Here is a 13,948-nt window from a genome sequence, read left to right as displayed (position 1 = left end):
ATATGTGAGGTTAACCCAGTAACAGGATTGGCAGTTGTACCATCAAACTGTGATTCGGTAACCGATACTATCGTAGTGTTGAACCCAATTGATGCAGTTGTGGATGTTTATCCAACGCAAACTCCAAGTACTACTGCTCCAACAACAGTTGGAAACGTAACTACAAACGACACTTTGAACGGAGTTCCGGTAACAGCTGACAATACAGATGTAACTCCGGTAACGGAAGGACCATTAAGTATTGATGACAAAGGAGTATTGACCCTTGCGCCAAACACCCCATCGGGAAGTTACCCAATCACATACACAATATGTGAGGTTAACCCAGTAACAGGATTGGCAGTTGTACCATCAAACTGCGATTCGGTAACCGATACTATTGTTGTATTGAATATAATCGATGCGGCAAACGATGTTATGCCAACAACGAATGGAGGATTAGGTAACCCAATGGTAGGTAATGTTCTGACAAACGATACTTTTAACGGTATCCCTGTGAAGATTAGTGATGTTAACGTAATGGTGAGCAATCCAGCTACGCCATTAACTCCCGGAGCACCAGTTCCGGTTATTGATCGCGTTACAGGAATAGTAAGCGTACCTGCAGGAACTCCGTCGGCTACATATACTATAACTTACCAAATCTGCGAGAAACTGAATGATACAAATTGTGATACGGCAATTGCAACAATTCCGGTAGGAATGCCAATAATCGATGCAGTTGATGATGACTATACTGGAATTCAAATTTATAGTTATCCAGGAGGTAGAACAGGTGTCGTTCTAGAGAATGATACCCTAAACGGTAATCCTATAGTACTAGGTAGAGGAGACGTAAAACTAACAGGAATTACGGTTCCAGTTGGCTTAACATTGAATGATGATGGTACTATAAGCGTATCTCCTAACTCAGCTTCGGGAATTTATATTGTGAACTACACAATTTGTGATGTAATTAATCCAACAAACTGTGATAGTGCAATTGCTACTATTAAAGTGCTTGCGCAAAATCCGGCCATTGCTTTAGTGAAAACTGCAACGTTTCTTGATGAAAATGGAGATGGATTAGCACAAGTAGGAGAAAAGATTCGCTATAATTTTGTAGTAACCAATACAGGAGATGTACCATTGATTAATATTGCAATCAATGATCCCCTACCAGGAGTTGTAGTTTCTGGAGGACCAATTTCTTTATTACCTGGAGAAAGTGACAGTACAAGTTTCACCGGAACTTATGCAATTACAGTTCAAGATTTAAATCAAGGCAGTGTTTCTAATCAGGCAACTGCCTCAGGAACAAGTCCAAGAGGTATTATTGTTAAAGATTTATCTGATGAAAATAGTAATACAAAAGATGAACCAACGGTTATCATTGTTAGTGGCTGCAAAGTAGAAGTGTTTAATCTAGTTTCTCCAAATGGTGACGGAGCCAATGATTATTTACACATTGAAGGTTTAGATTGTTACCCTAAGAATTCAGTTGAAATCTACAATCGCTGGGGAGTACTTGTCTATTCTGCAGAAGGTTATAACAATAATGAGGTTTCATTTAAAGGCTTTTCTGATGGAAGAGTTACGATAAAACAGTCAGAAGGATTACCTGATGGTACTTACTATTACATTTTGAAATTTACAGATTTTGAAGGACGAATTTTAAGTAAAGCTGGGTATCTATATCTAACAAAATAGAAGAATATACAGGGGGCAATTATAATTATTGTCCCCTTATATAATTTTTTTCAGAACCTTAAGCTGTGGGAGATCAGTAATGTACTGATTGATTAAAATCAGATAATATTCTAAAAAAACAAATAAAAAGGATTTACACATGAAAATAAAAAAAACATTTTTCGCAATATTACTCCTAACTAGTTTAGGGAGTTATGCCCAGCAGGATGCTCAGTATACACAATATATGTATAATACCATTAATGTGAATCCCGCTTATGCGGGATCACGAGGTGTGATGAGTATTTTTGGGCTTTACAGAACCCAATGGGTAGGATTGGAAGGCGCACCAAAAACTGGTAGCATTTCAATTAATTCGCCTTTGGGAAAAAATTTAGGTGGAGGACTTTCTTTGGTCAATGATAAGTTAGGACCAACTCAGGAGAATACACTATCCGCAGATTTATCTTATACTATTGAAACTTCCTACAGATATAAATTATCTTTTGGAATAAAAGGAAGTGCTGACTTTTTTAGTTTGGATCCTAATAAATTAAATCCAAAAAACGCGAATGATCCCTCTTTGCAAAACTTTGATAATAGCTTTTCCCCTAATGTAGGAGCAGGGATATATTTCCATTCTGATCAATTATATCTAGGGCTATCGGCACCTAATTTATTAGAGACCAACAGATATAATGACAATGATGTTATTGTCAATAAAGAAAAAATGAATTTGTATTTAATAGGAGGTTATGTTTTTGATTTGTCTCCCAGTATAAAGTTTAAACCTGCTTTTTTACTAAAAGGTGTATCTGGTGCTCCATTACAATTGGATGTGTCGGGAAATTTTATGTTTAATGAGAAATTTGTTTTGGGATTAGCCTGGAGATGGAGTGCCGCAGCAAGTGCTATGGCAGGTTTTCAAATTACCAATGGTATGTATATTGGTTATGGTTACGATTTAGAAACCACTAAACTACACAATTACAATTCAGGATCTCATGAAATATTTTTGCGATTTGAATTACCTAACAAAATGAATCGAATAGTTTCACCAAGATTCTTTTAAAACTTACTATTTATGAAAACGGAAATTTACAAGTTTCGAAGAAACTATTTTAAAAATTCAGCAGTAATCAAACTATTGTTCCTGCTGATATTTGTTTGCTCGATGAATGCTTATTCACAGAAGACAAAAGAGATTAAGGGAGATAAAGAGTTCGCTCAATATGCTTACATTGATGCTATAAAAACTTATGAGCGCATTTATGAAAAAGGATATAAGTCACAAGATATGCTTGAAAAACTTGGAGACTCTTATTATTTCAAAGCTGATTTAGACAACGCCGCCAAATGGTACAAAGAGTTATTTTCATTTACTCAGGATATAGCGCCAGAATATTATTATCGTTATGCCCAATCATTAAAAGCGACGCAAGATTACAAAAAAGCCGATGAGATGATAACCCTATTCAATAAAATAAACGGATTGGACTCTCGTGGAGAATTGGCAACAACCCAAAAAAACTACCTGGATGTTATCAAAAAGAACTCGGGTCGCTATCAAATTCAAAATGCGGGAATTAATTCAAAATTTTCAGATTACGGAAGTGCATTTTATAAAGATAAAATAATTTTTGCCTCCGCGAGAGACACAGGAAGCGTTATAACGAAAAAACATTCCTGGACTGGAGAAGGCTTTACAAATCTTTATTCTGCCGAAATGGATTCCGAAGGAAAATTATCTGGCGTAAAAAATTATGGTAGAATGCTTAATACTAAATTGCATGAATCTACTCCTGTTTTTACAAAAGACGGCAATACCGTTTATTTTACCAGAAACAATTATTTAACCAAAAAGGGAAAAGATAAGGAAGGAACTACCCTATTGAAGATTTATCAGGCAAAATTACAGGACGATAAATGGACCAATATAAAAGAATTGCCATTTAACAGTAATGAATATAGTGTTGCCCATCCTGCTTTAAGTGCCGATAATAAAACTTTATATTTTGCATCTAACATGCCCGGAACTTTAGGAGCATCTGATATCTTCAAAGTAAAAATTAATGATGATGGCAGTTTTGGAACACCTGTCAATTTAGGAAAAGGTATAAATACCGAAGGACGCGAGACTTTTCCGATGATAACTGCAGAAAACGAACTGTATTTTGCCTCAGATGGACATCCTGGCCTCGGAGGTTTGGATATTTTTGTCTCGAAATTAGACAAAAACGGTAATTTCGGGAATGTAATAAACGTAGGAGAACCCCTGAATGGCCCTAAAGATGATTTTGCTTTTTTAATTAATGAAGGAACAAGAACAGGATTTATAAGTTCTAACAGAGATGGCGGCCAAGGAAATGACGATATCTATAGTTTTTCTGAAATTAAGAAAATAGATTATACTTGTCAACAGTCATTATCGGGTGTAGTAACTGATAAGGAAAACGGACTACCACTTGCCAAGGTGAGAATTATCCTATTTGACAACTTGTCAACAGAAATAAATTCAACTATATCTGATGATAATGGAAACTACTCCTTTGCTGTAGAATGTGGCAAGTCATATCTTGTAAGAGCAGAAAAAATAGAATACAATACCAATGAGAAAAATATCGTTATACCTGGCTCAACCGGAAAAACGGATTTACCGTTAATCCTGGACCCTGTAAGATGTAAAGTTACTATTGGAGATGATTTGGGGAAATGTTTTGGCATAAAAATGATTTATTTTGATTTAGATAAATCTAATATAACAAAGAAAGCTGAATTTGAATTAGCCAAAATATTGGATGTATTAAATCAATATCCAAGCTTAGAAATTGATGTTCGCTCCCATACCGATTGTAGACAAACCTACGCTTATAACATGAAATTATCAAACCGAAGAGCCAAATCAACCATTGCCTGGTTTATCAAAAAAGGAATTAATCCAAAGAGATTGACAGGACGAGGATATGGAGAATCACAATTGGTTAATGACTGCGGATGTGAACCAACCAATGTATCAACTTGTACCGAAGAACAACACCAAGCCAACAGACGCTCAGAGTTTATTATTACTAAGTTGTAACATTTATCAGATAGTACGAGGAAATATATCTTTAATTAAAAATTCCAAAATAGATATAAAAAAAAATAGCGACGAAAATTTTCGTCGCTATTTTTTTTACTGTATTTGTCTAGCTTAAGTCTGAGAGATACTATATTATCCTTTCAAACTTGCAGCCAAATATTCACGGTTCATACGCGCAATATTTTCAAGAGAAATTCCTTTAGGGCATTCTACTTCGCAAGCTCCTGTGTTTGTACAATTACCAAAACCTTCAGCATCCATTTGGTGTACCATGTTTAAAACACGATCAACTGCTTCCACTTTACCTTGTGGCAATAAGGCATATTGAGATACTTTGGCAGCAACGAACAACATTGCAGATGAGTTTTTACAAGTTGCAACACAAGCTCCACAACCAATACAAGCGGCAGCATCAAATGATTTGTCTGCATCGTCTTTATTAATTGGAATTGTATTGGCATCAATTGTATTTCCTGAAGTATTTACCGAGATAAAACCTCCAGCATGTTGTATTCTGTCGAAAGAACTTCTGTCAACAACTAAATCTTTAATAACCGGGAACGCTTTTGCTCTAAATGGCTCGATAAAAATTGTATCACCATCTTTAAACATACGCATGTGAAGTTGGCAAGTTGTAACTCCTCTGTCTGGTCCGTGTGCTTCTCCGTTGATGAATAATGAACACATTCCGCAGATTCCCTCACGACAATCGTGATCAAATGCAACTGGCTCTTCTCCTTTATTGATTAATTGTTCGTTAAGAACATCAAGCATTTCAAGGAAAGACATATCTGGCTCGATTCCGTCGATTGGGTAATCAACAATTCCCCCTTTATCTTGGGCGTTTTTCTGACGCCATATTTTTAATGTAAGTTTCATACTGTTTTAGTTTGAAGGTCATAAAGTCGAAAGTCGAAAGTCGTTTGACATTTAAACTTTTGTCTTTTGACTAATTGCTATTTGTAACTACGCTGTACTAATTTAATGTTTTCGTAAACTAGAGGTTCTTTGTGTAATACGGCATCACTTGGTTTTCCTTTATATTCCCAAGCTGCAACATATGCAAAATTCTCATCGTCACGAAGTGCTTCTCCTTCTTCTGTCTGGTACTCCTCACGGAAGTGACCTCCACAAGATTCATTACGGTGTAAAGCATCTTTCGCGAACAACTCTCCTAATTCTAAGAAATCGGCAACACGTGTCGCTTTCTCTAATTCCTGATTAAATTCGTTAGCGCTTCCCGGCACTTTTACATCTTTATAAAACTCTTCACGTAAAGCAGCAATTTCTTCGATAGCTTCAGTTAAACCTTTAGCATTACGCGCCATACCAACTTTATCCCACATGATTTTTCCTAATTTTTTATGGAAATAATCTACAGAATGAGTTCCTTTATTATTGATAAATCTGTCGATTTGATCTTTTACAGCTTTTTCTGCTTCTGCGAATTCTGGTAAATCTGTAGAAATTTCTCCCATTTTAATATCCGGAGCTAAATAATCTCCAATAGTATATGGTAATACGAAATATCCATCAGCCAGACCTTGCATTAAAGCAGAAGCTCCAAGTCTGTTTGCTCCGTGATCAGAGAAGTTAGATTCTCCAATTGAGAAACAACCAGGAATTGTAGTCATTAAGTTATAGTCAACCCATGTCCCACCCATGGTGTAGTGAACCGCAGGGTAAATCATCATTGGCGTTACATAAGGATCTTCGTCAACAATTTTTAAATACATTTGAAATAAGTTTCCGTATTTACTTTTCACGATATCAGTTCCTAATTTAGTTACTAATGCAGCATCATTAGCATCCAAACCTTTTACGTAAGCCTCTTCAGTTCCGTAACGTTTGATAGCTGCAGCAAAATCTAAGTAAACAGCTTCTCCAGTTTTGTTAACACCAAAACCAGCATCACATCTTTCTTTTGCAGCACGAGACGCAACGTCACGAGGCACTAAGTTACCAAAAGCAGGATATCTTCTTTCTAAGAAATAATCTCTTTCTGCCTCAGACAAATCAGTTGCTTTTTTCTTTCCTTCACGAATTGCTTTCGCATCTTCTAAAGATTTTGGCACCCAAATACGACCGTCGTTACGTAAAGATTCAGACATCAAAGTCAGTTTTGACTGGTGATCTCCTGAAACCGGAATACATGTTGGGTGAATTTGTGTGTAACAAGGATTTGCAAAAAATGCTCCTTTTTTATGAATTTTCCAAGCTGCTGTTGCGTTACTTCCCATAGCGTTGGTTGATAAGAAAAATACGTTTCCGTACCCTCCAGAACCAATCACTACCGCGTGAGCAGAATGTCTTTCAATCTCTCCTGTAATTAAGTTACGAGCAATAATACCTCTTGCTTTTCCATCAACGATTACAATGTCAAGCATTTCGTGACGGTTGTACATTTTTACTTTTCCACGACCGATCTGACGGTTCATTGCAGAATAAGCTCCTAACAATAATTGCTGTCCTGTTTGTCCTTGTGCGTAAAATGTTCTCGACACCAAAGTTCCTCCAAAAGAACGGTTATCTAATAGTCCGCCGTATTCACGAGCCAATGGCACTCCTTGAGCCACACACTGGTCAATAATATTTGCAGAAACTTCAGCCAAACGATGAACGTTTGCCTCTCTTGCACGGTAATCTCCTCCTTTTACAGTATCGTAAAACAATCTGTAAACTGAGTCTCCATCACCTTTATAATTTTTTGCTGCATTAATTCCCCCTTGTGCTGCAATAGAGTGTGCACGACGAGGTGAATCCTGAAAGCAGAAAGCTTTTACGTTATATCCCAACTCAGCTAAAGTAGCTGCTGCAGAACCTCCAGCTAAACCTGTACCAACAATGATAATATCTAAATTACGTTTGTTAGCAGGGTTTACTAAATTAATATGATCTTTATAATTTGTCCATTTGTCCGATATTGGACCATGTGGAATTTTTGAATCTAATGCCATTATAATTGATATTAATTATTGAAATGATGAAATAGTGCGATGATGATGAAAAGTGCCGGTACAACAACCGCAAATCCATAACCAACTTTACTTAAGAAACGAGAATATTTGTTATGCATCCCCATTGACTGAAGAGATGAACCGAATCCGTGCCAAAGGTGAAACCCTAATAACACAAAAGCCACACAATATAATCCTGTACGAATTGGATCATGAAACTTATGCACTAACTCTCCATAATATCTTGTCGCGTCAGGTGCTGTTCCGCTTACATATTTATATGCAATTTCAGGAACCCAGAAATCATAAAAATGCAATCCTAAAAATGCCAATACAACTAATCCCGAAATAATCATATTTCTAGATGTCCATGAAGCATTTGCTGCTCCATTGTATTTTGCATACGCAATTGGTCTTGCACTGCTGTTTTGAGCAGTTAATACAAATCCCATAACAAAGTGGAAAATTACTCCAAATGCTAAAACAGGTTGCATTACATATTGAATTAGCGGATTGTATCCCATAAAATGTGACGCCTCGTTAAAAACGTTTTCACTAAAAATAGAAATTAGGTTTAAGGAAACATGCAGCGCTAAAAACGTGATTAAGAATAGTCCCGAAAGTGCCATAGCGACTTTCTTTAAGATGGACGCATTCAATAGTGCAGATTGTGCCATAAGTGTTTAAGTAGTTTGTTTTAAAAAATTAAACAAAAATAAAGCAAATAGACATGAACTACAACCATTTCGTTGTTATTTATAATGATTTTAAAGAGCTTTCCGTGAGATTACTGCAAATTATTTAAAAACAACAAAATAGCACTTTTTCACAAAGCGCTTTCGTGAATTTATGATTTATATGCAATTACCAAATTGCTATTTTTTTGTCCTTTTTGGTTTATTTTCCTCAAAAATAATATCATGCGCGATTTTAATGCCCAAAAACGGCGGAATTTTAACAGCATAATTTTACCTTTATCGGCTTCAAAAAAAATGAGAATGAAAACAGGAATTGATGCTATCTCTTTTGACGTAGCAAACATACATTTACCCATCAAAACTTTGGCTCTTGCCAGAAATATTGAACCCGAAAAATTAGAAAAAGGTCTTGGATTAATTAAAATGACTTTACCGGACGTTCATCAGGACGCGGTAGTTTTTGGAGCAAACGCTTTAACTAAACTAATTCTTGACAACAATATAAACCTAAACGAAATTAGCCGCATTTATGTTGGAACCGAAAGCGGCATTGACAGTTCGAAACCAATCAGCTCTTTCTTAATCAGTTTAATGGAACAAAAATTTGGAGAAGATGTTTTAGCCGAATGTGATGTTGTTGATTTTACTTTTGCCTGTATTGGTGGCGTTGATGCTTTGCAGAACTGTATTGATTTTGTAAAACTGAATCCGACGAAGAAAGCAATTGTGGTTACAACTGATTTTGCCAAATACGATTTAAATTCAACTGGAGAATATACTCAAGGTGCTGGAGCTTTAGCAATGCTGGTAACGTCAAACCCAAGAATTATAGCTTTTGATGAGAATTGGGCAACGAGTACAAAAGGTGTTTTTGACTTTTTCAAACCTTACAGAACTATCTCGAAAGAAGCAATAACACAAAACGAAAATAACGATCCTTGGTTTGATAATTTAGAAGCCGAAATCGAAATTCATAAAGACCAGCCGGTTTTTGATGGTCAATATTCAAATCAATGTTATATGGATCGTACGCGTAATGCTTACTTTTCATTTAAGAAATTAAAAAATACAACCGAAACTTTATACAATTCCTGGAACAGTATTATCATGCACCTTCCCTACTCTTTTCAAGGAAGAAGAATGTTATCTGAAATTTATGCTTTAGATCATGCTGATAAAATCATTTCAGAAAATATCGAGCCAGCAGATTATCAAACTAAAATTAAAGAAGTTGCGAAATCTGACGACTATAAAAAGTTTGTAACCGATAAATTACAGCCTGCAGAATTGGCTTCTTCTTTAATTGGAAACCTTTATACAGGTTCTATTTTCATGGGATTGTTATCAACTTTGGCTCATTATTTTGACACAAAGCAAGAAGTTGCCGGAAAAAAATTCGGATTTCTGGCTTACGGAAGCGGATCTAAATCAAAAGTTTTTGAAGGAACAATTCAACCAGAATGGCAATCAGCTTTAGACAAAACCAAACTTTTTGAAAATTTAGCAGAAAGTGTAGAAATTGGTTTTGAAACTTATGAAAGCCTTCACAAAAAACAACAAAAACAAAGCATCCGAACTCCTAAAAACGAATGGATTTTAGACCGAATTGAAAAAGAAATCCCTAATTTGACTGGGGCGAGATATTATAAATGGGTTGATTAAGAAATTCCCATTTTTAATCCCGAAGCTTCGGAACCAAATTCCAATTAATTAAATGCGCAGAACCTTTGCTAAAGTTTCAAACTTTGACAAAGGTTTTTTTTATGCGCAATTTTGTCATTGCGAGGATCGAAGCAACCACACTAGTAAAAGCAAATACTGTGATATACGAGATGAGATTGCTTCGTTCCTCGCAATGACTTACAAACTGTTCACTAGTCCTTCTTATGCTGTTCTGTATAGGTTTGATTTCCTTTAAGAGCTTCGTCATGCACATTCATTCCGTTTGACATTCCGAGCATAAAAGCCGTCATAATTAAGATAAGTTTTCTTTTAAGCCAATGAAATGGCTGTTTAGATTGCTCTAAACGTCTTTTATTTTTATGTTTATACATTTTGAAAATGATAAATGATTAGACATTATTTTATCATCTTATACGTTGTAGCGCATAATTGCCCAGAAAAACCTAAGCGCTGTATAAACTTTTATATATATTGTTTGAAGTGATGGTTTCATTTACAAAAACAGCTTGTCTTATAAATGAATTTATGTTTTGATGAATAAGTGTGCGTAATTTCAAAACAACCTGAACTTGAAAACTGCAAACCTTTTTAAACTCCAGATAATTTATCGGAATTAAAAACGCAATTTTCACCTGATAAAAAACTTGATTAAATACGTATAAACGAGATTTTCTAAAGTCTAATTCCTGCCTTAAAATTACAAATGAAGATTGATAATATTCAGCCGATTTTGATGGAGAAACTGAAATACCGTCATTCGCAATCATGGCAAAAACCAGAAAGAGTGAAATTAGATATTTTAGATTTTTATTCAATTGCTTCGCTTTGGATTATCAATTTTTTCAGTAAAACAAAAATACAAATTAAAACTACAATTTTATTTCAAAACTAATTCATTTTCTTCCACTCTAAAGAGAAGCAAACCTAATCCCGAAACAAAAACCACACAACTTAATAACATTTAGATTCCATTTTTCAATATAAAAAACAAAAAACCTATTGCCACAGTACTAAGAATAACCATAAGAGAAGCAATAACACGGGTTTTTATAAGATTTAAAGCATGGAAGAGAAGCCCTTAAAAAGCAAAGACCGACTTCTTATGAAAATCAGATTTGCGTGAGGGATAGAGGCGGTATCCTTTTATGAAGCGGAGCGGAATAAAAGATATAGCCGAAAGCCCGACCCGGAGGGGCACGCCCTCATAAAGATTCTGAGATTCTGAGAGGTTAAGTTGCTAAGGTTAAAAATCTGTGTGAAACAAACTTGCCAATCTTTGTAGAGTTATTAGTGCGATCTTTCCTTCGTCAAGATGACAAAACTATGCGAGTAAAAAAATAACCTTAGCAACTTTCCGTAAACTCAACATACTTTTCAATTAAAAAAATTACCGACTTTGTGTCTTCGTGGCAAACCCTAAAAACAAATAAGAAAACTTTAATAAATCTATTTTGCGCTACTTCTTCAAAAAACAGTAATTTTGAAAATTCGAAGTTCAAAAATTTAGTTATTATGAAATATCATCAAATAAACAGCGCTCTTTTTGTAAAAAATCGCAAAAAATTCACGGCAGAAATGAAACCTAACAGTGTTGCCGTTTTCAATTCTAATGACATTTATCCGGTGAGTGCCGACAGCACTTTGCCGTTTGCACAACACCGTGACATTTTTTACCTGAGCGGTGTAGATCAGGAAGAAAGTATTTTGCTTTTGTTTCCGGATGCGCCTTATGAGAGCCAAAAAGAAATGCTTTTCCTAAAAGAAACCAACGATCATATCGCAGTTTGGGAAGGCGAAAAACTAAGTAAGGAACGCGCATATCAGGTTTCGGGAATTAGAACGGTTTATTGGTTGCAGGATTTTCATAAAATTTTGAACGAAATGATGACGTATGCTGATACTATGTACATCAATACTAACGAACATTATCGTGCAACTGTGGAAACAGAAACTCGTGAGGCTCGTTTTATAAAATGGTGGAAAGAGCGTTATCCTGCACACAATGTAGCAAAGAGCAACCCAATTTTACAGCGTATTCGTTCTGTAAAAGAGAGTGAAGAAATCGATTTGATTCAGCAAGCTTGTGATATTACAGAAAAAGGTTTCCGCAGACTGCTTTCGTTTGTAAAACCAAACGTTACCGAATATGAAATCGAAGCTGAATTAGCACATGAATTCATCAGAAACCGTTCTAAAGGTTTTGCCTACACGCCAATTATTGCTTCAGGAAACAATGCGAATGTTTTGCATTACATCGAAAACAATCAACAATGTAAAGCGGGAGATTTAATTTTGTTAGACGTTGCGGCAGAATATGCTAATTATTCAAGCGATATGACGAGAACAATTCCGGTTTCCGGAAAATTCTCTGAAAGACAAAAAGCAGTTTACAATGCAGTTTTGAGAGTTAAAAATGAAGCGACAACAATGTTGACTCCAGGAACGCTTTGGAAACAATATCATATTGAAGTGGGTAAAATCATGACTTCGGAATTGCTTGGTTTAGGTTTGATTGATAAAGCTGACGTTCAGAACGAAAATCCGGATTGGCCAGCTTACAAAAAATATTTCATGCACGGAACTTCGCACCACATGGGACTTGACACACATGATTACGGGTTGCTTCACGAACCAATGAAAGCCAATATGGTTTTTACGGTTGAACCTGGAATTTATATTCCAGCTGAAGGTTTCGGAATTCGTTTGGAGGACAATGTTGTGGTTCAGGAAAAAGGAGCTCCTTTTAACTTGATGCGTAATATTCCGGTTGAAGTGGATGAGATTGAAACTTTGATGAATTCTTAAAAGAGAACATAGAAGATAGATTAAAGAAAAAAGACAGAAATGGCTGGCAGAAATGTTAGCCATTTTTTTATTATGAATTATCAAATCTCATGTCATTAAAATTTCATTTCTTATTTGTAACATTGTAAACAGACATTCGACTTATTTAGAAAACTAAAATACTAGAAATCATGCAAGCACACGAAATAGATTATCAGATTTTTGGAGAAGAAATGCAATATGTAGAAATAGAGCTTGATCCGCAGGAAATAGTAATTGCCGAAGCAGGGAGTTTTATGATGATGGAAAACAACATCCAGATGGAAACTATATTTGGAGATGGATCGCAACAACAGGGATCAGGTTTGTTTGGAAAACTTTTGAATGCCGGTAAAAGAGTTCTTACAGGCGAAAGCTTATTTATGACCGCATTTTTAAATCAAGGAAACACCAAAAGTAAAGTTTCATTTGCTTCGCCATATCCGGGAAAAATTCTCCCAATTGATCTGACACAATTTCAAGGTAAATTTATTTGCCAAAAAAGTTCTTTCTTATGTGCTGCTAAAGGTGTTTCGGTTGGAATCGAATTTTCCCAAAAACTCGGCCGCGGTTTATTTGGAGGCGAAGGTTTTATCATGCAAAAAATAGAAGGAGACGGAATGGCATTTGTTCATTCTGGCGGAACTATGGCTAAAAAAGAATTAGCAGCAGGCGAAGTGCTAAAAGTAGATACGGGCTGCATCATAGGTTTTACAAAAGATGTAAATTATGACATTGAATTTATAGGCGGAATCAAAAACTCTATTTTTGGAGGAGAAGGTTTGTTTTACGCAACCTTGCAAGGTCCTGGTACCGTTTACATACAATCTTTGCCATTTAGCAGATTGGCTGACAGAATCATTGCATCGGCTCCGCGATCAGGTGGAAATAGCCGTGAAGAAGGTAGCTTACTTGGTGGACTTGGAAATCTGTTGGATGGTGATAATCGTTTTTAATTCCAATCAAATAATTAAAACGGCTTTCTTTTATAAGCCGTTTTTTTTTATATCATCGTGCAATTGATATAAAAAAATTTA

The 13,948-nt window shown here is 35.6% G+C and carries 11 protein-coding genes; 6 read left to right on the top strand and 5 right to left on the bottom strand.

Translation table 11 applies throughout. The features are described 5' to 3' along the window. The 3 genes from J2X17_RS17300 to J2X17_RS17290 all read left to right on the top strand — a co-directional run. On the top strand, positions 1–1,689 hold a 1,689-nt coding region (locus J2X17_RS17300), incomplete at its 5' end, for a T9SS type B sorting domain-containing protein (protein WP_310300837.1). A gap of 139 nt (positions 1,690–1,828) precedes the next feature. Next, on the top strand, positions 1,829–2,740 hold the full coding sequence (locus J2X17_RS17295; protein WP_310300834.1) for a PorP/SprF family type IX secretion system membrane protein: 912 nt from the start codon (positions 1,829–1,831) through the stop codon (positions 2,738–2,740). 12 nt (positions 2,741–2,752) lie between these two features. Then, entirely contained in the window at positions 2,753–4,747 is a 1,995-nt protein-coding gene (locus tag J2X17_RS17290; protein WP_310300830.1) for an OmpA family protein, read from the top strand. 135 nt (positions 4,748–4,882) lie between these two features. Here the strand turns inward: J2X17_RS17290 and J2X17_RS17285 are convergent, their stop codons facing one another. The 3 genes from J2X17_RS17285 to J2X17_RS17275 form a co-directional block, all read right to left on the bottom strand. Further along, entirely contained in the window at positions 4,883–5,629 is a 747-nt protein-coding gene (locus J2X17_RS17285) for a succinate dehydrogenase/fumarate reductase iron-sulfur subunit (RefSeq protein ID WP_310300827.1), read from the bottom strand. A 77-nt stretch (positions 5,630–5,706) separates the two neighbouring features. Further along, positions 5,707–7,707 carry a fumarate reductase/succinate dehydrogenase flavoprotein subunit gene (locus J2X17_RS17280; RefSeq protein ID WP_310300825.1) on the bottom strand — a complete coding sequence of 667 codons (2,001 nt, stop codon included), beginning with the start codon at positions 7,705–7,707 and terminating at the stop codon, positions 5,707–5,709. 11 nt (positions 7,708–7,718) lie between these two features. Continuing rightward, a complete protein-coding gene (locus J2X17_RS17275) occupies positions 7,719–8,384 on the bottom strand; it encodes a succinate dehydrogenase cytochrome b subunit (RefSeq protein ID WP_310300823.1) in 666 nt (221 codons plus the stop codon). 321 nt (positions 8,385–8,705) lie between these two features. On the opposite strand from J2X17_RS17275, the gene J2X17_RS17270 reads away from it, so the two are divergent. After that, entirely contained in the window at positions 8,706–10,067 is a 1,362-nt protein-coding gene (locus tag J2X17_RS17270) for a hydroxymethylglutaryl-CoA synthase family protein (protein ID WP_310300818.1), read from the top strand. A gap of 212 nt (positions 10,068–10,279) precedes the next feature. Here J2X17_RS17270 and J2X17_RS17265 read toward each other — a convergent pair whose 3' ends face one another. Continuing rightward, on the bottom strand, positions 10,280–10,459 hold the full coding sequence (locus tag J2X17_RS17265) for a hypothetical protein (RefSeq protein ID WP_310300815.1): 180 nt from the start codon (positions 10,457–10,459) through the stop codon (positions 10,280–10,282). Between the two features lie 72 nt (positions 10,460–10,531). After that, complete coding sequence (locus tag J2X17_RS17260) at positions 10,532–10,903, bottom strand: hypothetical protein (RefSeq protein ID WP_310300812.1); 372 nt, start codon at positions 10,901–10,903, stop codon at positions 10,532–10,534. A gap of 697 nt (positions 10,904–11,600) precedes the next feature. On the opposite strand from J2X17_RS17260, the gene J2X17_RS17255 reads away from it, so the two are divergent. Continuing rightward, positions 11,601–12,893 carry an aminopeptidase P family protein gene (locus J2X17_RS17255; protein ID WP_310300809.1) on the top strand — a complete coding sequence of 431 codons (1,293 nt, stop codon included), beginning with the start codon at positions 11,601–11,603 and terminating at the stop codon, positions 12,891–12,893. 170 nt (positions 12,894–13,063) lie between these two features. Next, positions 13,064–13,867, top strand: a complete 804-nt coding sequence (locus tag J2X17_RS17250) for a TIGR00266 family protein (RefSeq protein WP_310300807.1) — start codon at positions 13,064–13,066, stop codon at positions 13,865–13,867. The last annotated feature ends 81 nt before the right edge of the window (positions 13,868–13,948 follow it).

The organism is Flavobacterium aquidurense (genome assembly GCF_031458035.1).
GTDB lineage: Bacteria > Bacteroidota > Bacteroidia > Flavobacteriales > Flavobacteriaceae > Flavobacterium > Flavobacterium aquidurense_C.
This window is presented reverse-complemented; position numbering and strand designations above follow the sequence as displayed.

Coding starts and splice junctions, on each gene's coding strand:
- J2X17_RS17295 (WP_310300834.1), top strand. CDS start 1,829: ATGAAAATAAAAAAAACATTTTTCGCAATATTACTCCTAACTAGTTTA.
- J2X17_RS17290 (WP_310300830.1), top strand. CDS start 2,753: ATGAAAACGGAAATTTACAAGTTTCGAAGAAACTATTTTAAAAATTCA.
- J2X17_RS17285 (WP_310300827.1), bottom strand. CDS start 5,629: ATGAAACTTACATTAAAAATATGGCGTCAGAAAAACGCCCAAGATAAA.
- J2X17_RS17280 (WP_310300825.1), bottom strand. CDS start 7,707: ATGGCATTAGATTCAAAAATTCCACATGGTCCAATATCGGACAAATGG.
- J2X17_RS17275 (WP_310300823.1), bottom strand. CDS start 8,384: ATGGCACAATCTGCACTATTGAATGCGTCCATCTTAAAGAAAGTCGCT.
- J2X17_RS17270 (WP_310300818.1), top strand. CDS start 8,706: ATGAAAACAGGAATTGATGCTATCTCTTTTGACGTAGCAAACATACAT.
- J2X17_RS17265 (WP_310300815.1), bottom strand. CDS start 10,459: ATGTATAAACATAAAAATAAAAGACGTTTAGAGCAATCTAAACAGCCA.
- J2X17_RS17255 (WP_310300809.1), top strand. CDS start 11,601: ATGAAATATCATCAAATAAACAGCGCTCTTTTTGTAAAAAATCGCAAA.
- J2X17_RS17250 (WP_310300807.1), top strand. CDS start 13,064: ATGCAAGCACACGAAATAGATTATCAGATTTTTGGAGAAGAAATGCAA.